Consider the following 22,768-nt stretch of genomic DNA (forward strand, 5'->3'; position numbering starts at 1 on the left):
GATGCTCGACTTCTCCGATCCGGGCCACCTTCCGAATCTGCGCCCGCGCCGCCAGCCGCCGCACCCGGACTGGTTGCCCAGGCAGCGCCGCGGCACCACTCCGCAGATGATCGGGCGCTACCCGGACTACGACGTGCTCGAGTCGGCCGACACGTGGGATGCGGCCACGCGCGCGGTCGTGCTCGCGCGGCTCGCCGACCCGGGTCCGCTGCGGGTGTTCAACGAGGCGGAGGAGCGCACGCTCCGCCGGTTCTGCGACGACGTGCTCGCGCAGGACACCGAGCCCCGCGTGCCGGTGGCCGAGGGGATCGACGCCCGCCTCGCCGCGGGCACGACCGAGGGCTACCGCTACGCCGGCATGCCGGGCGACCGGCTCGCGTGGCGGCTCCTGCTCGGCGGCCTCGACCACACCGCCCGGCAGCGGTTCGGCGTGAGCGAGTACGCCCGCGCCGACTGGCCCTCCCGGCGAGAGCTGCTCGACGCGCTCGCGGCCGGCGACCCGGACGAGATCCTCACGGGCGGCCCCTGGGGCAGGCTCGACGTGCCGCACGTGTGGACCCTGTGCATGAGCGCCGTGCTCGGCCTCTTCTACGGGCACCCCTGGGCGTGGAACGAGATCGGCTTCGGCGGGCCGGCCTACCCGCGCGGCTACATGCGGCTCGGGCCGATGAGCGTGCGCGAGCCCGACGAGGCGGTGGCCGCCACCGCCGAGGACCCGGTGCGCACGAGTGAGGAGGAGGGGCTGTGACGCTGCTCAAGGGGTCGGTCGGACCCGCGGAGAACGACTCGCGCTTCCTGCTCGACGTGCACTCCCGCAGGCTTCCGGGCGAGGACACGATGGCCCGCTACCGCGACGAGGACGAGGTCGACCTCGTGGTCGTCGGCGCCGGGGCGGGCGGCTCCGTGCTTGCCCAGCGGCTCGCGCGGGCGGGCTGGCGCGTGGTCGTCCTCGAGGCCGGGCCGTTCTGGCATCCGGACGAGGACTGGGTCTCCGACGAGGCCGGCTCCCACCACCTGTACTGGAACGAGCCGCGCGTGATCGGCGGCACCGATCCCGTCGCGCTCGGCAAGAACAACTCCGGGCGCGGGGTCGGCGGCTCGATGGTGCACTACGCCGGCTACACCCCCCGGTTCCACCCCTCCGACTTCCGCACCCACTCGACCGACGGTGTGGGCGCCGACTGGCCGCTCGGCTACGGCGACCTGCGGGCCCACTACGAGCTGCTCGAACGGGAGCTGCCCGTCGCCGGCCAGAACTGGCCCTGGGGCGAGCCGCACACCTACCCCTCCTCCCCGCACCCGATCTCCGAGCAGGCCGCCGTGCTCTGGCGCGGCGCGGAGAAGCTCGGGATCGAGATGCGGGTCGGCCCCGTCGGGATCGTCAACGGCACGTTCGGCAACCGGCCCCACTGCATCTACCGCGGCTATTGCCTGCAGGGCTGCAAGGTGAACGCCAAGGCCAGCCCGTACGTCACCCACCTGCCGGACGCGCTCGACCACGGCGTGGAGATCCGCGCCGACTCGATGGCCGCCCGGGTGGAGATCGACGATTCGACCGGCGCCGCGATCGGGGTCGCCTACTTCTCGGGCGACGACGACACCGTGCACCTGCAGCGCGCGGCCACGGTCGCCGTGGCCGGCTACTCGATCGAGACCCCGCGGCTGCTGCTCGCCTCGACGTCCCGCCGTCATCCGAACGGGCTCGGCAACAACGAGGACCAGGTGGGCCGCTACGTCATGGTCCAGGGGGCGGCCCAGACCGCGGGCCGATTCGACCACGAGATCCGCCAGTACAAGGCGCCGCCGCCGGAGGTCTCCTCCGAGCAGTTCTACGAGACCGACCCGGCCCGGGACTTCGCCCGCGGCTTCTCCATCCAGACCGTGGGCCCGCTGCCGATCGGCTGGGCCGAGCACGTGCTCGCCGACGGGCACTGGGGCCGGGCGCTGCGGGAGTACATGCGCGACTACAACCACTGGGCGACCATCGGGGTGTTGAACGAGCTGCTGCCGCATCCGGACAACCGGGTCACCCTGGCCGAGGAGGTGGATCGGCGCGGCCTGCCCGTGGCCCGATTCGACCACTCCCTCGGTGAGAACGACCGGCGCAACAACGCCTACTCCACCCGGGTCATCACCGAGATCCTCCAGGCCGCCGGCGCCCAGGACGTGCTCACGGTGCACCGCTTCGCCCACCTCGTCGGCGGGGCGCGCATGGGCGCGGCGCCGGCGGCGAGCGTCATCGATTCCGACCACCGGATCTGGGGGGTGCCGAACGTGTTCGTCTGCGACGGGTCGGTCATGCCGACCCAGGGCGCCGCCAACCCGGCGCTGACCATCATGGCGCTCGCCTCCCGGCTCGCCGAGCGGCTCACGGGCACCCGGCCCGGCGCGAGCGGGCGGCGAGGCGCTCGCCGGGGCGAGCTGCGTCGTCCACACGCCGGGGTCGGATCGTGACCGGCCGCGCCGCGCCGCGGATCGGGCAGGTCGCGACCTCGGTCTACGAGATCCCCACCGACGGGCCCGAGGCCGACGGCACGCTCGCGTGGTCCTCGACGACCCTCGTGCTCGTGCAGGTGAGCGCCGGCGGGCAGGTCGGCACCGGCTACACCTACGCCGCCGGGGCGTGCGCGGGAATCGTCGACGGCCCGCTCGCCGCCGCGCTGGCGGGGCGGGACGCGTTCGACGTGCCGGGAAGCTGGGAGGCGATGGTGCGGGCGATCCGCAACCTCGGCCGGCCGGGCCTGGCCTCGTGTGCGATCAGCGCCGTGGACACCGCCCTGTGGGACCTCAAGGCCCGGCTCCTCGGGGTCTCGCTCAGCCGGTTGCTCGGGCGCGCGCACGAGGCGGTGCCGATCTACGGCAGCGGCGGCTTCACCACCTACGACGATCACCGCACGCGTGCCCAGCTCGACCACTGGGTGCACGCCCTGGGCATCCCGCGGGTGAAGATCAAGATCGGCGAGTCGCGCGGGGAGCGCGTGGCGCGGGACCTGCACCGGGTGGCTCTCGCGCGCGCGGCGATCGGGGAGACGGCGGAGTTGTACGTCGACGCGAACGGCGCCTACGGGCGTAAGCAGGCGATCCGGGTCGGCCGGGCCCTCGCGGGTGAGCGCGCGACCTGGTTCGAGGAGCCCGTCTCCTCCGACGACCACGCGGGCCTGGCGCTCGTGCGCGACCGGGTCGACGTGGACGTCGCCGCCGGGGAGTACGGGTACGACCTGGCGTATTTCCGCCCCCTGGTGGACGTGGTCGACTGCGTGCAGATCGACGTCACCCGGTGCGGCGGGATCACCGAATGGCTGCGGATCGCGGCGCTCGCGGCGGCGCACAACCTGCAGGTGTCCGGCCACTGCGCACCGCAGTTGCACGCGCACGTGGCGGCGGCCGCGGTGAACCTGCGACACCTCGAGTATTTCCACGACCACGTGCGCATCGAGGCCCTGCTCTTCGACGGCGTGCTCGAGCCCCGGGGAGGCGCGTTGGTGCCCGACCAGGGGCGGGCGGGCAACGGGCTGGAGCTGCGATCCGCCGACGCCGAACGGTTCCGGACCGGGTGAGCGACCCTCAGGGCACGGGAGACCGAACCGGTAGAGCAGCAGAGCAGGAGGATGACATGGACGCACGAAGGATCGCGGTGGTGACCGGCGGGACCGCGGGGGTCGGGCGGGCCGCCGTCCGGGAGTTCGCGGCGGCGGGCTACGACGTCGCCGTGCTCGCCCGCGGTCGGGCGGGGCTGGCGGGGGCGGTCGCCGACGTCGAGGCCCGGGGCGGGCGGGCGCTCGGCCTGCCCACCGACGTGTCCGACCACGGGGCGGTCGAGTCCGCGGCCCGCCGGGTCGAGGACGAGCTCGGGGAGATCGACGTGTGGGTCAACGTCGCGTTCGCCGGGTCGCTCGCACGCTCGTGGGACACCTCCCCCGAGGAGTTCCGGCGGATGACCGAGGTGAGCTACTTCGGCCAGGTGTACGGCACCCAGGCGGCGCTCGAGCACATGCGGCCGCGGGACCGCGGGGTCGTCATCAACGTGGGCTCGGCCCTCGCCTACCGCTCGATCCCGCTGCAATCGGCCTACTGCGGGGCGAAGCACGCCGTGGTGGGCTACACGCAGTCCGTGCGCACCGAGCTCCTCGCCGAGGGCAGCGGCGTGCAGCTGTGCATGGTGCAGTTGCCGGGGCTCAACACGTCGCAGTTCAACTGGAACCTCAACCGGATGGCCGGCCACCCGATGCCCGTGGCGCCGGTGTTCCAACCCGAGCTCGCCGGCCGGGGAATCGTGTTCCTGGCCGGGCATCCGCGCCGCAACCTGTGGGTGGGGTTCTCCACCGCCTACACGATCCTCGCCGAGCGGCTCATCCCCGGCCTGCTCGACCGCTACCTCGGCCGGACCGGGATCGCCTCCCAGCAGGCCGATGAGGAGTTGCCGCGGTGGGGATCGAACGTGTTCGAGCCCGAGGACGACGAGGTCGACCGCGGCTCCCACGGCGCATTCGATGCCACCGCGCATGCCCGCGACCCGTGGCTGTGGCTGACGATGAACCGCCGCGCGGTCGCAGCGGGGGCCGGGGCGGTCGCGGTCGCCGGCCTGCTGGCGCGGCGCGCGCGCCGCCGGTAGCGGCTGCCCACTCGAGCGGGCAGCCGCCACCGGCGCGGGGTCAGACCTGCTGCAGTTCCCGCTCGTCGGCCGCGTCGGCCTCGGCGGCCTCGAGCTCGGCCTCCTCCTCGGCGGTGACGTCGGCCAGGAGGATCGCCTGGGATGGGCTGTCGTAGACCGCCTGGTCGAGGATGCCCTCGCGCTTGGCCACGACGGCGGGTACGAGCGCCTGCCCGGCCACGTTCACGGCCGTGCGGCCCATGTCGAGGATCGGGTCGATCGCGAGCAGCAGCCCGACGCCGGCGAGCGGCAGCCCGAGGGTCGAGAGCGTCAGGGTGAGCATGACGAGCGCGCCGGTCAGGCCCGCGGTCGCGGCCGAACCGACGACCGAGACGAACGCGATGAGCACGAAGTCGGTCACGCCGAGGTCGATCCCGTAGAACTGCGCCACGAAGATCGCCGCGATCGCCGGGTAGATGGCGGCGCAGCCGTCCATCTTGGTCGTGGCGCCGAACGGGGAGGCGAAGGAGGCGTAGGCGCGCGGCACGCCGAAGTTCCGCTCGATCACCCGCTGGGTCACGGGCATGGTGCCGAGCGAGGAGCGCGAGACGAACCCGAGCTGGATCGCGGGCCAGGCGCCCTTGAAGTACTGACGGATCGAGAGGCCGTTGGCCCGCAGCACGATCGGGTAGACCACGAACACCACGAGCGCGAGGCCGACGTAGATCGCGATGGCGAACGTGCCCAGCTGCGGCAGCAGCTCCCAGCCGTAGCGGGCGATCGCGTTGCCGATGAGGCCGAGCGTGCCGAGCGGGGCGAGCCGGATGATCCACCACAGCACGGTCTGCACGACGGCCAGCGCGGAGGCGTTGAAGTCGAGGAACGGCTTGGCCTTCTTCCCCGTGCGCAGGGCGGCGATGCCCACGACGAGCGCGATGACCACGATCTGCAGCGCCGCGAAGTTCACCCGGTCGCCGTTGACGCTCAGGCCGAGGAAGTTCGAGGGGACGAGCCCGTTCAGGAAGTCGAGCCACGAGCCGGAGCGGCCCGGGTCCTCGGCCGCGGCCTCGGTCACCGACGTGTGATGACCCGGCTGGAACACGAGGCCGAGCCCGATGCCGATCGCCACCGACGCCGCCGCCGTGATCCCGAACCACAGCAGGGTCTGCCCCGCGAGTCGGGCGGCGTTCGTGAGCTTGCCCAGGTTCGCGATCGAGGCCACGATCGCCGTGAAGATCAGCGGCGGCACGAGGGCCTTGAGCAGCGTCACGAACGTCGAACCGATGGTGCTGAGCGCAACGAGGAGCCAGTTGTCGGCCGCCTCGCCCGCCGCGTCGACCGTCGGGCCGATCGCCAGGGCCGCCCAGCCGAGCAGCAGCCCGAACGCCAGGCCGAGGAGGATCTGCGTGCCGAAGGAGGGCAGTCTGAGGCGCCGCTTGGGTGGGACCGTATTGGTCGGGCTGGCGGTGCTGGCCGGGGTGGGCATGGCGAGAGGCCTTTCGTGGTCGGGGGGAACAAGCGTGCGGACGGCGCAGCTCGCGTCGCCGAGGTCCTCCCGTTGGTCATCGGCGGGGGCCCGGCTCGTCGCGGATTCGACGCTACGGCCGGCCACCGCGGCCGTCGACGGGGCGATCGGGAACGATCACGGGGTGAGACGACGGCCTGCCCGTGAGACGAATCGGCCCGCGCGCGTCCGTGACTCCGGGATCTGCTATGACGCGCCCCGTGAGCTTCGGCGATCAGCTACCGCGGAGGACCCCACGGTCGGCCGGCTCCCGGCGCACCTCGAGTCGGTGGCGCGAGGCCACGATCGGCGAGAGCAGCGTGATCGCGGTGCCCATGCCGAGGAAGAGCACGAGCGAGGCGGTCCAGCCGCCGGTGAGCTCGACGAGCGACCCGGCGACCGTGGGCGCGAGGGCCGAGATGAGGTAGCCCACGGTCTGGGTCATCCCGGAGACCTCCCGCACGGTGTTCACGTCGGGGGAACGGAGCGTGATGAGCGCGAGCAGCATCGCCATGACTCCGCCCTGACCGAAGCCGCCGATGATCATCCACGCGATGTACGCGCCGGGCGCGAGCAGCAGCCCGAGCGTGAACACGACCCAGGTGAGCGTGCACCCGAGTGCGAGGAATCGTCGACCTCCCGTGAGCCGAGCGGTGAGCACCGGCAGACTCAGTGCGCCGCCGATGCCCACGAGTTGGAAGATCGAGGCCGCCACCCCGGCCTGGGCCTCGCTCAGGCCGGCGAGGGCCGGAAGATAGGTGGGCATCCAGGCGGTATTCGCATAGAACAGCCCCGAGTGCAGGCCGAAGAACACCGCGAGCACCCAGGCCGCGGGCATGCGCCATGCATGTGCTCGCGGCGGTGGGCCATCGGGCAGTACCTCCTCCGGGCCGGCCTTGAGGAGGTAGAAGCAGGCGGCGGCGAGGATGGGCAGGGCCCAGACGGCCAGCGCCCACCGCCAGCCGATCCACATCGCCAGCGGCACGGTGAGCGCCGCCGCCACGGCCGCGCTCGCCGTGAGGGCCGCCGTGGACACGGCGATCATCGGTCCCTGCCGCCTCGGGAAGTCCCGCCGCACCACGGTGGGGTTGAGCACGTTCCCGGCGGTGATCGCGACCCCGATGCCGGCGGAGGTCGCGAGCACCCACCAGGCCGGACCGAACGGCCGCACGGCCACGAGCACCGCCAACAGCAGCAGGCTCGTCACGAGCACCCGGTTGATCCCGAACCGGCGCGCCGCCCCGGCCGCGAATGTCGCCGCCAGGCCGAAGCAGACGACCGGCAGCGAGGCCAGCAGGCCGGCCATCGTGGCCGTCAACTGGATATCGGCCCGCAACTCCGGCAGCACCGCGGCGATCGAGGTGATCGGCGAGCGCAGCGACATGCCCACCGCGACGATCGCCACGGCCGTCGCGATCCCGGGCCCCATCGCGTGCGTCACACCACGCGTCCGCGACTCGCCGCCGGGCCTCGGCCCCGTCGCCCCCGTCGACCCTGTGCTCGTCGCTCCCGTACCGGGACCGGATCGAACCGTCACCGCTGCTCCCTCGAACTCGTGAAGCCCGGCCGCGCCGCCCGGGATCGGGCCCGGACCTGGGCGCGGTCATCCTCCCCCGAGGCCGCGCCCGGAAGCGAACGGTTGCGGTTCGTTGCCAGGCTCAGCTTGTTCGACCCACTCGGCCCACTCGTCCCACTCAGCCTGCTCGACCGGCGAGGAGGCCCGCGAGCAGCTCGGGGCGATTCGTGATGATCGCGTCCACCCCGGCCGCGAGCGCGCGTCGCCACTGCTCGGGCTCGTCGAGGGTCCACACGCTCACCCGCAGCCCCGCCGCGTGCGCCCGCGCCACGAAGGCCGGGTCGCCCGCGAGCGCCGAGCCGCGTGGGTTGATCCCACCGGCCGCGAGCTCCCGGGCCGTGCCCAGGTCCGCCGGCAGCTCGTGCACGAGCAGCTCGCGCCGCAGGTCCGGGGCGAGCTCGCGGCACCGCGTGAGGGTAGGCACCGAGAAGCTCTGCACCCGCACCCGGCCCGCCAGGCCCGCCTCCCGTATCCCCGTGAGGACGACGCTCAGCGCCTCCGCCTCCCAGTCGCCCTTGATCTCGAGCAGCAGGCCGATGCCGGGCCGCGCGGTGAGGAAGTCGAGCACGTCGGTGAACAGCGGCACGCGTTGCCCGGCGAACGCCGGGGCGAACCAGGAACCTGCGTCGAGGGCGGCCAGGCCCGCGACATCGAATGCGGCGAGGGGACCGGTGCCGTCGGTCGTCGCGTCGACGGTCTCGTCGTGCATGACCACCGCGGTGCCGTCGGCGAGCTGCTGGAGGTCGATCTCGACGGCGTCGGCGCCGACCCGCCAGGCGGCCTCGAGCGCCGCGAGCGTGTTCGGCGGCGCCACCTGCGAATTGCCGCGATGGGCGATGATCTCGGTCATGGTCTCCGGCCGTTCCCCCGCGGGCGCTCGGGTGTCGATGGGTAGTTCTGCCTCTGGTCGCCCCGCCTCACCCAGCCTAGGGTGCTCGTCACAGCGAAGGAGTGCCACGTGGGTGATGTTCAGGCGCCGCGGCCGGCTGTGCCGCTGGGAATGTGAGGGCAACCATGGACCCGTCGACGCCCACCCTGCCCGAGGCGCTCGCGCACTGCCGGCGGATGCGCGCGGAGATGATCGCCGCGCTCGACCGGCAGTTCGGCCCGCAGGAATGGCACGACTGCGCCGACTCCCGCGAGACCTGCAGCTACGACGCATCGGGCCGCGAGGCCGTCGGGCTCGTGAGTCGGCAGTTCGAGGGCACGTATCCGCCGCCTGCGTGGCGCAGCGTGGGGGACCTGGTGGCCCAGATCGGGCGCCGGTACGGCTTCACCGACGTGCGCGTGCTCACGGAGCAGCCGGGCCGATTCGATCTGGCGGGCGGGGACAACGCCGGCGGGATCTGGCGGCTGAGCATGGCCGTGAACACGGTGCTCATGGTGCGCACCCCGATGGCCGCACCCGCCCGGGAGCACGTACCCAGCGGTTCCTGAGGCGGCGCGTCGGCGCGGGGCCCGGTGGAGCCCGCCCGGATGTCGGCTCGGATGTCGGCTCGGATGTCGGCCTGTCGGCCCGGGTGGAGGCTCGGGTGTCGGCCCCGGCAGATACATTCGTGGACGTGAGTATCTCCGTTCATCGCGCCGACCGCCTCGACGCCCTCGCCGACGGCCTCGGCGAGCTGCTCGCGGCCGATCCCGGCGACGTGTTCGAACTCGAACCGGTCGTGGTGCCCAGCCCCGCCCTGGGTCGATGGCTGGCGCAGCGGCTCTCGCACCGGCTGGGGGCGGGCGCCCCGGGCCCGTCACGGCGTGGGGACGGCGTCTGCGCGGGTCTCGAGTTCACCTCGCCCCGGTCGCTCACCCGGCTGGTCACCGGCCGCGACGACGAGGACCCGTGGCGGCCCGACCGGCTCGCCTGGCACGTGCTCGCGGAGATCGACGCCGCCGCCGAGGAGGACTGGGCCGCGCCCGTCGCCTGGCACATCGGTGCCCGGGCGGAACCACCCACACCGTGGACCGCCACGGGGCGGCCCGATCCCGGCGACGAGGCTGGGCTCGATGGGATTGCTGGGCTGGGTGGGCTGGGAGTTCCCGTGCTCACGCCCGCGGCGCGGCGCGACCGGCGCTATTCGGTGGCCCGGCGCGTGGCCGGGCTCCTGTGGTCGTACGCGGACGAGCGCCCCGAACTCGTCCGGGGGTGGCTCGCGGGCCACGCCGGCGGCGGCGCGGGGCGCGGGGCCCGCACACCGAGGCCACGAACGCTGGCAGGCCGAGCTGTACCGCCGCCTCACCGCTCGCCTCGGTGCGGATCCGCGCACCGGCGGCCGAGCGGACCTCCTCGAGGGCGCGGGCGTCGCGATTCCGCGCCGCCTGAATATCGTCGGGCCCGCCCGGCTGAGCCCCGCCGACGTCGAGGTCCTGGCCGCCGTCGCCGACGTGAGCGAGGTGCACCTGTGGCTGTGCCACCCCTCGCCGCGGCTGTGGAACGAGCTCGCGGCCGCTCCCGCCGACCCCGCCGCCGACCCGGCCCTGCGCCCCGCCCGAGCAGACGACGACTCCGACACGATCGCCCGGCACCCGCTGCTCGTGAGCCTGGGTCGCGAACTGCGCGAGCTCCAACTCACCCTCGCCCCCCTCCTCGAGCCCGCGGCGACCGACGTGGCCCCACCGGTGGCCCGCCCGGCGAACCTGCTCGGCCGGCTCCAGGCCGACCTGGCCGCCGACCGCCCGCCCGCGCCCACCGGCCGCAGGCTCGAGCCCGGCGACCGGTCCGTGCAGGTGCACGCCTGCCACGGTCCGACCCGGCAGGTCGAGGCACTGCGCGAGATCCTCACGGGCCTGTTCGCCGACGACCCCACCCTGGAACCGCGGGACGTGGTGATCATGTGCCCCGACCTCGACACCTACGGCCCGGCCATCCAGGCGGCGTTCGGGATGACCGAGGCGACCGGCCCGGTCCATCCGGCCCACGGCTTCCGGGTCGGCATCGCCACCCGCGGGCGGGTCAACCCGCTCGTGCAGCTCGCGCTGACCCTCGTGGAGCTCACCGCCGGGCGCATCCGCGCGAGCGACCTGCTCGACCTGCTCGGCCGGGATGTGGTGCGCCGCCGCTTCCGCCTCACCGACGACGACCTGGCCACCCTCACCACGTGGGTGGGCGAGGCCGGCATCCGCTGGGGACTCGATCGCGCCGACCGCGCCGACTTCGGCGTCGACCTGCCTCACAACACCCTGACGATGGGCCTGCGCTCGCTCCTCCTCGGTGCCGCCATGGCCGAGGACGGCCGGTCCCTGGGCAACGTGCTCCCGGTCGACAACGTGCCCAGCGGCGCCATCGACCTCGCGGGCCGGTTCGCCGAGGCGACCCATCGACTCCGGTCCGCGGTCGCGGCCCTCCGCGCGGCCACGACCCTGGCGGACTGGTCGGCGGCGCTGCTCGAGGCCACGCACGGCCTCGGTTCGGTCGGCCCCGACGAGGAATGGCTCGCGGCCCAGGCCGACGCCGACCTGACCCGGCTGGCCGGGAGCGACGGGCTCGCCGATGCCCCGGCCGGAATCGCGGACGTCCGCGGCATCCTGCGCGGCCTGACGGATCCGCAGCGCAGCCGCGGTGGCCCGGGCGGGGTCCGCACCGGATCCCTCACGGTCGCCCCCCTCGGCCCCCTGCGCGGCGTACCCCACCGCGTCGTCTGCCTCCTGGGCATGGACGACGGCACCTTCCCGCGCGCCGGCCGCCTCGACGGCGACGACCTGCTCGCCCCGCGTCCCCGCATCGGCGAACGCGACGTCCGCGCCGAGGACCGCCAACTCTTCCTCGACGCCATCATGGCCGCCACCGACACCCTCGTGATCACCTACTCGGGGGCCGACCAGTACCGCGGTGCGCGGCTGCAACCGGCGGTACCCGTCGCCGAACTCCTCGACGTGCTCGAGGCGACGGCGCCGGGAGAGGGCCGCCGGCGCGTCCACGTCGAGGAGCCGTTGCAACCCTTCGATGCCCGCTATTTCACGCCGGGGACCGCCCTGGTCAGCTTCGACCGGGCGGCCGCCGCTGCCGCCGCCGCCCGCTCGGGCGACCTCATCACCGCCGAGTCCTTCCTCGCTCATCCGCTCCCGCCGCCGCCACCGGCCGACGTCCTCCTCGCCGACCTCCAGGGCTACTTCGTGCACCCGGTGCGCGGCTTCGTGCGCGACCGGCTCGACGTGGGCGTCTCGGCCGACCACGAGCCGATCGCCGACGACATCCCCCTGGACGCGCGGGGCCTCGTGGGCTGGCAGATCGGGGACCGGCTCCTGCAGCGGGCGCTCGCCGGCGCCGACCCGGACGTGCTGCTCGCGGCCGAGCGGTCCGCGGGGAGCTGCCCCCGGCGGAGCTCGGCCGCCGTGAGCTCGAGGTGATCGCCGCCCGCGTCGGCCGCCTGCTCGGCGTGAGTGAGCAGCTGCGCGCCGCGGGTGCCGAGCCCGTCGACTGCGACGTTCCCCTCGACCCGGCCACCCCGGGCGCGCGCCGCCTCATCGGCCAGGTGCAGGGCGTGCGTGGCAGCGACCTGGTGCGCATCCACTACTCGTCCCTCGGGCCGAAGCACCGGCTCGCGGCCTGGATCGACCTCCTCGCGGTGCAGGTCTCCCACCCGGAGCGCGCCTGGCGCGCGCACGTCATCGCGCGCTACGGGCGCGGCGCCCGCCACGTCGTCCTCGGCCCCCTGCCCGCGCGGGACGCGGCCCGGGAACTCGCCGTCCTCGTCGACATCCGCGACCGCGGCCTGACCGAGCCGCTCCCGCTGCCGATCAGGACGAGCCACGCCTGGGCCCTCGCGCACGCCGATCCCGGGGGCAACGGCCACCGGCAACGCGAGGCGGCCAAGAAGCAGTGGGAACGCGGCTTCAAGTCCCCGGTCCCAGGCGAGAACGAGGACCCCTATCACCGGCTCGTCTGGGGCGAGCTGTCCACCGGCGCGCTCCTCGAGCAGCAGGTGCGAACCGACCTGGGCGAGACCTGGTTCTCGGGTGTGCCCAGCCGGCTGGGCCAATACGCGCTGCGGCTGTGGCAGGCGCTCCTGCTGGCCGAGAGGAGAGGCTGACATGCCTGAGCGATTCGAGATCACCGCCCCGATCCCGCGCGGGACTACCGTGCTCGAGGCGAGCGCGGGGACTGGGAAGACCTGGACGATCGCCGCCCTCGTCGCCCGGTTCGTGACGGAGGGGACCCACCGGCTCGCCGACCTGCTCGTGGTCACCTTCGGCCGCGCGGCCAGCCAGGAACTCCGCTCCCGGGTGCGCGAGCGGCTCGTGCGCACCGAACGGCTCCTCGCCGCCGCGGTCGCCGGCACGGCGGGTGACGCGGGCGCGGCGGCCAGTGCGCCCGGCGCGGAGGGGCCGTGGGACGAGGTCGACCACCTCCTGGCCGGTCCGGGACTCCCCGGAGCCGAGCTCCGCCTCCGGCACCGGCGGCTGCGTCACGCCCTGTCGGAGATCGACGCGGCCACGATCGCCACGATCCACCAGTTCTCCCTCGTCGTGCGCGACGGCCTCGGCGTCGCCGGCGACGCCACCGCGGGACTCACGGCGGTCGAATCGGTCGACGACCTGCTGGCCGAGACCGTCAGCGACCTGTACGTCTCGGCCTACGCGCACTTCCCGCATCCACCCCAGCTCACCCTCTCCGAGGCCCAGGAGATCGCCCGAGCCGTGGTGAGGGACCCCATCGCCCACCTCGAGCCGCAGGATTGCGACCCGCGCTCCGCCGCGGGGCAACGGGTGCGGTTCGCCGAGCACGTGCGAACCGAACTCGCCCGCCGCAAGGAACGTACGGGCGTGCTCACCTACGACGACATGCTCGCCCACGCCGCCCGATCGCTCGCCTCACCCGCGGCGCGGGCGAGGCTCTCGGACCGGTGGAAGGTCGTGCTCGTCGACGAGTTCCAGGACACCGACCCGCTGCAGTGGCACATCCTGCGCGAGGCGTTCCACGGCTCCTCCGACATGATCCTCATCGGCGACCCGAAGCAGGCGATCTACGCCTTCCGCGGCGGCGACGTGGCCACCTACCTCGAGGCCGCCGGTCACGCCGACCGCCGCCTCACCCTCTCCCGGAACCACCGCGGCGACCAGCACCTGCACGAGGCCCTCCAGGGCCTCTTCGGGGGCGCCGAGCTGGGCGATCCCCGGATCCGGGTCACCCCCGTCGACGCCGGCCGCACGGGTGGGCGCACCTCGGGCGTGCCCGCGCCCGCGCCCGTGCGGCTGCGTATAGTCGACCCGAGCGGCCTGCCCGGCAGCGCCCGGCGCGGAGTCTACCTCTCCGGGCTGCGCGCCCGGATCTACCAGGACCTCACCGCGGACATCGCGCGGCTGCTCACCTCCTCCGCCCAGGTGCGGGAGCGTGATCCGGATCGGGACCGGGAGATCGAGCGGCCCGTGCGCGCCGGCGACGTCGCGGTGCTGTGCACCACGAACTTCCAGGCCGAGCGGGTGCAGGAGGCGCTCGCGGCCGGCGGGGTGCATTCGGTCATCGCCTCCGCCGGCTCCGTCTTCGCCACCGCCGCCGCCCGCGACTGGCTCACCCTCCTCGAGTCGATCGAGCTGCCCTCGAGTTCGCGGCGGGTCCGGGCCGTGGCCCTCACCCCCTTCTTCGGCCACACGGCCGCCGAGCTCGACCGGCGGGGCGAGGACCTGACCGACGAGGTCGCCGAACGGCTGCGGGACTGGGGCGACCTCCTCCGACGCCACGGCGTCGCCGCCGTGTTCGAGACCGCCCAGGGATGGGGTCGCGGCGGGGTGAGCGACCGGGTGCTGCGCCGCAGCGGAGGGCAGCGGCTCCTGACCGACCTGCGGCACCTGGCCGAACTGCTGCACGATCGCACCCGCCGGGTGCCCGAGGCCGGGGTGATCGCGCTCGTGCACTGGCTGCGCGAGCGCATGGCGGCCCCGGAGGGGGAGGACCTGCGCCGCCTCGACACCGACGACAGTGCGGTGCACATCCTCACCGTCCACGGTTCCAAGGGCCTGGAGTTCCCGTTCGTCTACCTGCCCACGCTCGCGGAGACGTTCGGGGCGGAGAACGACCTCCTCCTCTTCCACGACGCGACCGGCCGGCGCTGCCTCGACGTCGGCGGCACCCCGAGCCCGGAGCACCGCGACCTCGCCCGGGCCGAGGACGCCGGGCAGGCGCTCCGGCTGCTCTATGTGGCCGCCACCCGCGCCCGCTCACACCTCGTGGCCTGGTGGATGCCCTCGCTCGAACGCACCCCGGCCTCGCCCCTGCACCGGCTCCTCTTCGCCCGGGGGAGCGGCGACGGCCCGATCGCGGCGACCGCGCCGCTGCCCGCCGACCCGCTCGCCGAGGCCGCCGAGCGCTGGGGCGCCCAGGTGCACCTCGAGGAGGCCCGGATCGCGGACCTGCCGAGACCGGGAACCCCGAGCGAGCAGGCACTCACCGGCGCCCGCTCGTGGAACCGCCGGATCGACCTGCAATGGCGACGCACCTCCTACACGGCACTGAGCGCCGCCGCCGAGGACCGCGACTGGTCGGAGCCGGGCGGTGAACCGGGGTACGACCTGCGCGCCGACGAGCAGGAGATCCAGATCGAGCCGGGAACCGGCGGCCACGGCCCCGACGGCCCCGACGGCATGGACGGCACAGCGGTCGCGGATCCGGCCGGACCGGGCGACGTCCTCCCCTCGCCCATGGCGTCCCTGCCCCGTGGTGCCCGCTTCGGGTCGCTCGTGCACGGGGTGCTCGAACACCTCGATCCGGTCGCCGCCGGCGACGATCTGCGCGGCCGGATCGGCGAACTCGTGGGCGAACAGCTCACGTACTGGCCCGAGCAGGTCGACCGGGAGGTGCTCGTCACGGCTCTCGAGGCGGTCGTGCGCACGCCGCTCGGCCCGCTCGTGGATCCGGCGGCCACGCTCGCCGATGTGCCCCGGTCGGAGCGGCTCCACGAGCTCGACTTCGAGCTCCCCCTCGACGGCGGCGACCGGGCACGCGCGCGCACCGGTGACACCGCGGGGGCGGCCGGCCCCGTGACGCTGGGCGACCTCGCGCCGGCGCTGCGCCGCCACCTCGGCGCCGAGGACCCGCTGGCCGCCTACGCCGGCGAACTCGACGGACCTGGCTACCGGGCGACGTCCCTGCGCGGTTATCTCACCGGCTCGATCGACGTCGTGTTCCGGCGCGGCGGGCGGTTCTTCGTGGCCGACTACAAGACCAACTGGCTCGGCCCGCTCGACGAGCCGCTCACGAGCGCGCACTACGGCCCCGCCCAGCTCGACGCGGCGATGCGCGGTTCGTCCTACCCGCTGCAGGCCCTGCTGTACTCGGTCGCACTGCACCGGTACCTGCGGTGGCGGCTGCCGGGCTACGATCCCGCGGAGCACCTCGGCGGTGTCCTCTACCTGTACGTGCGGGGCATGGCCGGCCCGGCCACCCCGATCACGTCCGGGCATCCGGCCGGGGTGTTCTCGTGGGCGCCGCCCGCCGGGCTCGTGACCGACCTGTCGAACGTGCTGGACGGAGGAGCCGCATGAGCAGCGCGCTTGCACTCGAGGCGACCGGCGTCGACCGGCTGGGGGAGTGGGACCCGGCACGGGTCCGAGGCCTGAGCGGGCTGCTCGCCGCCTTGAACGAGACGGGCGAGATCACCGCCGCCGACGTCCACATCGCCCGCGGACTGACCCGGCTGACCGGGGAGGAGCGGGAGACCCACGCGCTCGCGGTGGCACTGACCGTGCGGGCCGTGCGGGGCGGATCGGTGTGCCTCGACCTCGGTGGGGTGCCGGTGGGACCCGACGACGAGCGCACGCAGCTGTGGCCCGCGGTGCCGCCGGAAGACTGGCCCCGTGTGCACGAGGACGGGTGGGTCGCGGAATTGGCCGGCTCCGCCCTGATCGGCGGGTCGGGTGAGGCCGGCGTGCACCCCCTGCGGCTCGACGGCGACCGCCTCTACCTCGACCGCTACTGGCAGGAGGAGACCGCGGTGCTCACGCACCTGGAGACCCGCGGGGCGAGGAGCGTGCCGGTCGACGAGGCGGCGCTCGCGGCCTCCCTCGCCGAGTACTTCCCGGGCGAGGGCTTCGCCGACCAGCGCGCGGCGGCGGAGGTGGCGGCCCGCTCCCTCACGAGCGTCATCACCGGCGGTCCCGGCACCGGCAAGACCACGACCGTCGCGCGGCTCCTGGGCAGCCTCCTCGACCAGGACCCGTACGCCCGGATCGCCCTCGCGGCGCCGACCGGGAAGGCGGCCGCGCGGATGGCCGAGGCGATCCGCGCCGCGGCCGCCGATCCCACCTTCCCGACCCGGCACGCCGACCGGATCGCGGCCCTGCCCGCCACCACGATCCACCGGCTGCTCGGGACCATCCCCGATCAGGGCACACGGTTCCGGCACCATCGCGGGAACCGGCTCCCGGTCGACATGGTCGTCCTGGACGAGACCTCGATGGTCTCCCTCACGATGATGGCCCGCATCCTCGAGGCGCTGCGGCCGGGGGCACGGCTCGTGCTCGTGGGCGATGCCGACCAGCTGGCCTCGGTCGAGGCGGGTGCGGTGCTGGGCGACCTCGTCGCGGGCCTGCGGAGCCGGCCCGGGGCGCCCGTGGCGGAACTGACCCGCAACCGGCGCTTCGGAGAGGGGATCGGCGCCCTCGCGGGGGCCGTGCGGGACGGGGATTCTGACGCGGCGCTCGCCGCCCTCACGAGCGGGAACCCGAGCCGGCGGTTCATCGGAATCGACGACCTGGAGGGCATCGTCACGCCCGCGGCCCTGCGACTGCACGAGCTCGCCGCCGCGGGGGACCGGGCCGGGGCGCTCACGGTGCTCGAGGAGCACCGGATGCTATGCGCCCACCGGGACGGGCCGACCGGCGCGGCCCATTGGAACCGACGGCTCGAGGAATGGCTCGCGGCCTCGCTCGGGCACCGGCTCGGGCGCTGGTACCCCGGCCAGCCGCTGCTCGTCACCTCGAACGACTACGGCCTGCGGCTGTACAACGGCGACATCGGCGTGGTGGTCGACACCGGCGCGGGCGGGCTCGCGGCCGTCATCGCCGACGGCAGCCACCCGCAGGGGCGGCTCGTCGCCCTCGCCCGGCTCAACGACGTCGTCACCGCCCACGCCATGACCGTGCACCGCTCCCAGGGTTCGCAGTTCCAGGACGTGAGCGTGCTCCTACCCGCGATCGACTCGGCGATCCTCACCCGGGAACTGCTCTACACCGCCCTCACCCGGGCGCGCCGCTCGGTCGCGATCGTCGGCGAGCAGGAGGTGCTCGTGCGGGCCATCACCCACCACACGAGCCGGGCGTCCGGGCTGGCGCAGCGGCTGGCACGGTCGGCGGGGTCAGTTGCCCGCGGCCACGAACTGGTCGATCACGCTGCGCGGCAGCCGCCTACCCTCCGGGACGGCGATGCCGTGTGAGCGGGCCCATTCACGCACGGCGCGCGGGTCGGCGTCGGTCTCGGCCACCCGCAGCTGCGGGCCCGCTCCGTCCACGCGCCTGGCGACCGTGATGAACCGTGCCAGGTCCCGCACGAGCGCATTGCGATTCGCGCGCGAGAGATCGATGGCGTATTCCATGCCGTCGAGGGCGAAGTGGACCGTACGCTCGGCGGCACTGCCGTCGATATCGTCGATCAGGGTGATGGATTCTACGGTCGCCAAGAAGAGCTCCGATAACGCTGAGACGGGGAGGCCCTATTCTGGCACGAATGGCGGGCGACCGTGCGCGATCGCGAATCGACCGGCGAGCCAGCCCGTGAGTTGCCGATCGAACCTGTTCCGGGCGCGGGGTCTCGACAGGGTCAGATCGTGCCGGCCGCCCGCGATCCGAACGACGGTCACGTCCCGTCCCAGCCCGCGGGCGCGCCGCCACATCTGCGGCGGCGAGAGCACGGTGTCGGTGCCGTCGAGGTCGGCCGGGGTCGGATCGGTGTTGCTGCCCCGCGCACCCGAGGTGGCCACGAGCACCGGCACGTCGATCGACAGACCCCGCCGGATTCGGGCGTGCCCGCGCCGGATCGCCCGGAACCAGCCGGCCGCCACCCCGAAACCCTCGAGGGGTTTCCAATTCAGGTTGTAATCCCATTCGCCGCCGGTCGAGATATGGAGTGATTCCCCATAGGCCCGGCCGAGCGGGCGCAGCGGCAGGAGCGGTGCGACCGGGGCGATCGCACAGATGAGCGGACTGGCCACGTGCCGAACCGGCCACGGCTCGTTCAGGTCGAGCCACGGGCTGTTGAGGACCAGGCCGTCGACCCCGCGGGGATGATCGTGGGCGTACAGGCTCGCGACGAGGCCACCGGTGGAATGCCCCGCGAGGAGCACGTGGGCGTAGCCGGCGCTCCGGATCCACCCGAGCGCGGCGTCGAGCTCCTCGTCGTAGGCGCCCAGGTCGGTGATCCAATTCGGTCGCCGCCCGGGCCGGATCGAGCGGCCGTAGTCACGCAGGTCGAGCGCGAAGAAGTCATAGCCCGCCCGCTCCCACGTGCGGGCGTGATGAACCTGGAAGAAGTAGTCGACGAACCCGTGCACGTACAGCACCGCGCACGATGCCCGCGGCCGACCGGCCCGGTCGCCCGCCCGGTGTTCGGCCCGGTGCACGAGGGTGGCGACCGGCGGCTCGTCGGCGCCGTCGGGCGCGAGCCGGATCGTGCGCCTCGCCCAGTCCTCGCCCAGGACGTCCGGCCGGGCCTCCTGCACAGCTGCCATGCCTCATCCTGGCACGCGCACCGCGCTCGCCCGGGCATTCGCCCCCATTGCCCGCGTCTCAGATGGCGGAATGCCGCCGCCGGGTGGCGGGCGCGGGCGCGGGAGTCCGTACGCTTCGGAGAACCATCCAGAGCAGCCGAGAGATCTGGCTCGTCGACGCTGCAGCAACCGCGCCACCGACCCGAGTGCGCGAAGGTGCTACCGCCAGGACCGATGGAGGAGAGATGAGCGAACCACGCCCCCGATGTTCCCTGCCAGGCGGGCTCGACCCGGCCACCTACGCCGCCCGGGGCGGCCTCGAGCGCACCGGATTCGCCGAGATGTCCGAGCCCATCTTCCTGACCCAGGGCTTCGTGTACGACCGTGCGGCCGACGCGGCCGCGGCCTTCGCCGGTGACCTGCCGCGCTATATCTACTCCCGCGATGCGAACCCCACGGTCGCCGCCTTCGAGGAACGGCTGCGCCTCATCGAGGGGGCCGGCGCGTGCACCGCCACCGCGAGCGGGATGAGCGCGATCCACGCCTGCCTCAACGCGCTCCTGCGGCCCGGATCCCGCGTGGTCGCCGCCCAGGAGCTCTTCGGCACCACCTTCGCGATGCTCGAGGGACTCTTCGCGGACTGGGGCGTGCGCACCGACTACGTCACCGGCGCCGACCTCGACGAATGGCGGACCGCACTCGCCGAGCCGGCGGACGTCGTCATCCTCGAGACCCCCTCGAATCCGATGAACACGATCGTCGACCTGCCGGCCGTGGCGGAACTCGCCCACGCGGCCGGGGCGACGGTCGTGGTCGACAACGTCATGGCCACGCCGATCCTGCAGCGCCCCCTCGAGCTCGGCGCCGACGTCGTGGTCTACTCCACCACCAAGCACATCGACGGGCAGGGCCGGGTCATCGGCGGCGCGATCCTCGGCACCGCGGACTTCATCAACGGCCCGGTCGAGGACTTCATCCACACGACCGGCCCGACCCTGAGCGCGTTCAACGGCTGGGTGCTCCTCAAGGGGCTGGAGACGCTGCCGCTGCGCGTGCGCGCGATGGCCGATGCGGCGCTCGAACTCGCCGAGTGGCTCGAGGGCCGGCCGGGGGTGCGGGCCGTGCACTACCCGTTCCTGCCCTCCCATCCACAGCACGACCTCGCGCGCCGGCTCATGAGCGGCGGGGGCACGGTCGTCACCTTCGACCTGGGTATCGACGACGACGACCCCGCCGTGGCCACGGAACGCACCTTCGCCTTCATGGACGCACTGCAGGTGATCGACATCTCCAACAACCTCGGCGACGTCAAGTCGATCGTCACCCACCCGAGTACGACGACCCACCGCAAGCTCGGGCCCGAGGTCCGCGCCGCGAACGGCATCGGGGCGACGACGATCCGATTCTCGGTCGGACTCGAGGCGCCGGCCGACCTGATCGCCGACCTGGACCAGGCGCTCACCGCCGCCGGCCTGCAGGACTGAGGCCGCCCCGAACGGGGGTCGCTGCGGCTACGGTGGGGCCATGTCGAGCGAGCGACCCACGGCCGTCATCACCGGAGGCAGCCGCGGCATCGGCCGGGCCACGGGTGAGCGACTCGCGCATGCCGGGTACGACCTCGTGCTGCTCTCCCGCGACGAGGCCCGGCTCGCCGAGTCCGCCGCATACCTGGCCACGAGCGGCGTCACGGTGCGCCACGCGGCGGTCGACCTGGCCGACGACCGGGCGCTCGTGGCGGCCGTGGCGGGCCTCGGCCTCGACCGCGTCGACGCCCTCGTGCACGCCGCCGGGATCGTTCACACCGGCCAACTGCCCCGGACCACCACCGAGGAGTTCCGGCTGGCCTTCGACGTGAACGTCACCGCCGTCGCCTCGCTCACCCGCGAACTCCTGCCCGCGCTCAAGGCGGCCCGCGGGCGGGTGGTCATGCTCAACTCCGGTTCGGGCAAGCGCGCCAACGGGCCGAACACCCCGATCTACGTGGCCACGAAATTCGCGCTCAACGGCCTGGCCGAGTCATTGCGGCACGAGTTCCGCCCGCATGGGATCATCGTCTCCACCGTCGCGCCCGGCCGGGTCGACACCGACATGCAGCACGAGCTCGTCGCCGGTCTCGGGGAGACCTACGACGCCGCGAGCTACCTCTCCGCGAGCGACGTGGCCGCCGCGATCGTCCACGTGCTCACCCAGCCGGGCGAGATCGACTACCTCTCGATCCGCCCGCCCGCGCGCGGCTGAGCCCGGGCAAGCCGCCCGCCCGAGGCGGGCGTGCAGGCCCGAGGCGAGCTGCGCCGTCCCTAATCGACGATGCCGTACAGCCGGTCGCCCGCGTCCCCCAGGCCCGGCACGATGTACGCGTTCTCGTCGAGACCCTCGTCGACCGAGGCGGTGACGATCGTGACGTCGGCGTCGGCGGTCACGGCGGACTCGAGCGCGGCCAGCCCCTCGGGCGCGCACAGCAGGGTGACGCACGTGACGTCGCGGGCGCCGCGCTCGAGCAGGTAGGCGATCGCGGCGGCGAGCGTTCCGCCGGTGGCGAGCATCGGGTCGAGCACGAAGCACTGCCGGCCCGCGAGATCGTCGGGGAGCCGGTTGGCGTAGGTGATCGCCTCGAGCGTGTCCTCGTCGCGCTGCAGCCCGAGGAAGCCGACCTCGGCCGTGGGCAGGAGGCGGGTCATGCCGTCGAGCATCCCGAGGCCGGCGCGCAGGATCGGCACGACGATCGGGCGCGGCTCGGCGAGCTTCGTGCCGGTGGTCATGGTCACGGGGGTGCGCACGTCGATCGTCTCGGTGCGGATTCCGCGGGTGGCCTCGTAGGCGAGCAGGGTCACGAGCTCGTCGGTGAGGTTGCGGAACACGGGCGAGGGGGTGGTCTCGTCCCGGAGCACGGAGAGCTTGTGGGCGATGAGCGGGTGGTCGGCGACGTGCAGGCGCATGTGCTCAACCTATCGTGGACTCGCTCCGGGGCGAGAGGCGGCACACTGGGCGTATGGACGACGACGCGGCCATGGTTCTGGCCATCTCCCAGGCGCGACTCGCCGCCGCCGGGGGAGACGTGCCGATCGGCGCGGTCGTGCTCGACGAGGCCGGGCAGGTGATCGCCACCGGGCACAACCGGCGCGAGCTCGACGGCGACCCGACGGCGCACGCCGAACTGCTCGCGCTGCGGGCGGCCGGGATGCGGCGCGGCCGGTGGCACCTGGGCGGGTGCACGCTCGTGGTCACCCTCGAGCCGTGCACGATGTGCGCCGGGGCGATGGTGCTCGCCCGGCTCGACCGGGTGGTCTTCGGCGCATGGGATCCGAAGACGGGCGCGGCCGGATCGATGCGGGACGTGACCGGCGACGGGCTGCTCAACCACCGGGTGGCCGTGACCGGCGGGGTGCGGGGGGAGGAGACCGGGGCGATGCTGCGGGAGTTCTTCGCCGCCCGGCGCCGCTCGCGCAGCAGCGCCGGCGCCTGAGGCG

General features: G+C 73.9%; 16 protein-coding genes, 2 pseudogenes and 1 riboswitch. Of the genes and pseudogenes, 12 read left to right on the plus strand and 6 right to left on the minus strand.

Annotated elements, in window-relative coordinates:
* Position 1 precedes the first annotated feature (1 nt).
* From GCE65_RS01370 to GCE65_RS01385, 4 genes are read left to right on the plus strand one after another with little or no spacing between them, the layout of a single operon-like run.
* Positions 2–748, plus strand: a complete 747-nt coding sequence (locus GCE65_RS01370; protein ID WP_153877113.1) for a gluconate 2-dehydrogenase subunit 3 family protein — start codon at positions 2–4, stop codon at positions 746–748.
* Positions 745–2,454, plus strand: a complete 1,710-nt coding sequence (locus GCE65_RS01375; protein ID WP_153877114.1) for a GMC family oxidoreductase — start codon at positions 745–747, stop codon at positions 2,452–2,454. The genes GCE65_RS01370 and GCE65_RS01375 overlap by 4 nt, the downstream gene beginning before the upstream one ends.
* The gene (locus tag GCE65_RS01380; protein ID WP_228760055.1) at positions 2,451–3,557 is read left to right on the plus strand and encodes an enolase C-terminal domain-like protein; all 1,107 of its coding nucleotides are present in this window, start codon (positions 2,451–2,453) and stop codon (positions 3,555–3,557) included. Before GCE65_RS01375 ends, GCE65_RS01380 begins: the two co-directional genes overlap by 4 nt.
* 56 nt (positions 3,558–3,613) lie before the next feature.
* A complete protein-coding gene (locus GCE65_RS01385; protein ID WP_152817817.1) occupies positions 3,614–4,612 on the plus strand; it encodes an SDR family oxidoreductase in 999 nt (332 codons plus the stop codon).
* Between the two features lie 40 nt (positions 4,613–4,652).
* On the opposite strand, the gene GCE65_RS01390 is transcribed toward GCE65_RS01385, so the two are convergent.
* The 3 genes from GCE65_RS01390 to GCE65_RS01400 form a co-directional block, all read right to left on the minus strand.
* Positions 4,653–6,077, minus strand: a complete 1,425-nt coding sequence (locus GCE65_RS01390; RefSeq protein ID WP_153877116.1) for a dicarboxylate/amino acid:cation symporter — start codon at positions 6,075–6,077, stop codon at positions 4,653–4,655.
* 253 nt (positions 6,078–6,330) lie between these two features.
* Entirely contained in the window at positions 6,331–7,536 is a 1,206-nt protein-coding gene (locus GCE65_RS01395) for an MFS transporter (RefSeq protein ID WP_153877117.1), read from the minus strand.
* Between the two features lie 253 nt (positions 7,537–7,789).
* Positions 7,790–8,521, minus strand: a complete 732-nt coding sequence (locus GCE65_RS01400; protein WP_153877118.1) for a glycerophosphodiester phosphodiesterase family protein — start codon at positions 8,519–8,521, stop codon at positions 7,790–7,792.
* Positions 8,522–8,685: 164 nt separating this feature from the next.
* Here GCE65_RS01400 and GCE65_RS01405 point away from each other — a divergent pair, with 164 nt between their 5' ends.
* The 5 genes and pseudogenes from GCE65_RS01405 (at position 8,686) to recD (ending at position 18,032) form a co-directional block, all read left to right on the plus strand.
* On the plus strand, positions 8,686–9,108 hold the full coding sequence (locus tag GCE65_RS01405) for an LppA family lipoprotein (RefSeq protein ID WP_153877119.1): 423 nt from the start codon (positions 8,686–8,688) through the stop codon (positions 9,106–9,108).
* 125 nt (positions 9,109–9,233) lie between these two features.
* Positions 9,234–9,767, plus strand: a pseudogene (locus GCE65_RS16945) (exodeoxyribonuclease V subunit gamma); the annotation flags it as partial.
* Positions 9,673–12,695: pseudogene (recC, locus tag GCE65_RS01415) on the plus strand (exodeoxyribonuclease V subunit gamma). The pseudogenes GCE65_RS16945 and recC, both read left to right, overlap by 95 nt.
* Before the next feature lies 1 nt (position 12,696).
* Complete coding sequence (locus GCE65_RS01420; RefSeq protein WP_153877121.1) at positions 12,697–16,143, plus strand: UvrD-helicase domain-containing protein; 3,447 nt, start codon at positions 12,697–12,699, stop codon at positions 16,141–16,143.
* Positions 16,140–18,032, plus strand: a complete 1,893-nt coding sequence (recD, locus tag GCE65_RS01425; protein WP_153877122.1) for an exodeoxyribonuclease V subunit alpha — start codon at positions 16,140–16,142, stop codon at positions 18,030–18,032. The genes GCE65_RS01420 and recD overlap by 4 nt, the downstream gene beginning before the upstream one ends.
* On the opposite strand, the gene GCE65_RS01430 is transcribed toward recD, so the two are convergent.
* Together GCE65_RS01430 and GCE65_RS01435 are read right to left on the minus strand one after the other, a co-directional pair.
* Positions 17,955–18,275 carry an Lsr2 family protein gene (locus tag GCE65_RS01430; RefSeq protein ID WP_152817809.1) on the minus strand — a complete coding sequence of 107 codons (321 nt, stop codon included), beginning with the start codon at positions 18,273–18,275 and terminating at the stop codon, positions 17,955–17,957. The two genes, recD and GCE65_RS01430, sit on opposite strands and share 78 nt — an antisense overlap.
* A 33-nt stretch (positions 18,276–18,308) precedes the next feature.
* Complete coding sequence (locus tag GCE65_RS01435) at positions 18,309–19,322, minus strand: alpha/beta hydrolase (RefSeq protein WP_153877123.1); 1,014 nt, start codon at positions 19,320–19,322, stop codon at positions 18,309–18,311.
* Positions 19,323–19,442: 120 nt separating this feature from the next.
* Positions 19,443–19,542, plus strand: a riboswitch (SAM riboswitch).
* 4 nt (positions 19,543–19,546) lie between these two features.
* On the opposite strand from GCE65_RS01435, the gene GCE65_RS01440 reads away from it, so the two are divergent.
* Complete coding sequence (locus GCE65_RS01440) at positions 19,547–20,785, plus strand: O-succinylhomoserine sulfhydrylase (RefSeq protein ID WP_152817807.1); 1,239 nt, start codon at positions 19,547–19,549, stop codon at positions 20,783–20,785.
* A 40-nt stretch (positions 20,786–20,825) separates the two neighbouring features.
* Entirely contained in the window at positions 20,826–21,539 is a 714-nt protein-coding gene (locus GCE65_RS01445; protein ID WP_152817806.1) for an SDR family NAD(P)-dependent oxidoreductase, read from the plus strand.
* 59 nt (positions 21,540–21,598) lie between these two features.
* On the opposite strand, the gene upp is transcribed toward GCE65_RS01445, so the two are convergent.
* Positions 21,599–22,237: a uracil phosphoribosyltransferase gene (gene upp, locus GCE65_RS01450; RefSeq protein WP_153877124.1), complete on the minus strand. Its 639-nt coding sequence runs from the start codon at positions 22,235–22,237 to the stop codon at positions 21,599–21,601.
* A gap of 53 nt (positions 22,238–22,290) precedes the next feature.
* Here upp and tadA point away from each other — a divergent pair, with 53 nt between their 5' ends.
* Positions 22,291–22,764 (plus strand): tRNA adenosine(34) deaminase TadA, encoded by a 474-nt coding sequence (tadA, locus tag GCE65_RS01455; protein WP_152817803.1) that lies wholly within the window; start codon positions 22,291–22,293, stop codon positions 22,762–22,764.
* The last annotated feature ends 4 nt before the right edge of the window (positions 22,765–22,768 follow it).

Source organism: Pseudactinotalea sp. HY158 (assembly GCF_009660225.1).
In the GTDB taxonomy this organism is placed as follows: domain Bacteria; phylum Actinomycetota; class Actinomycetes; order Actinomycetales; family Beutenbergiaceae; genus HY158.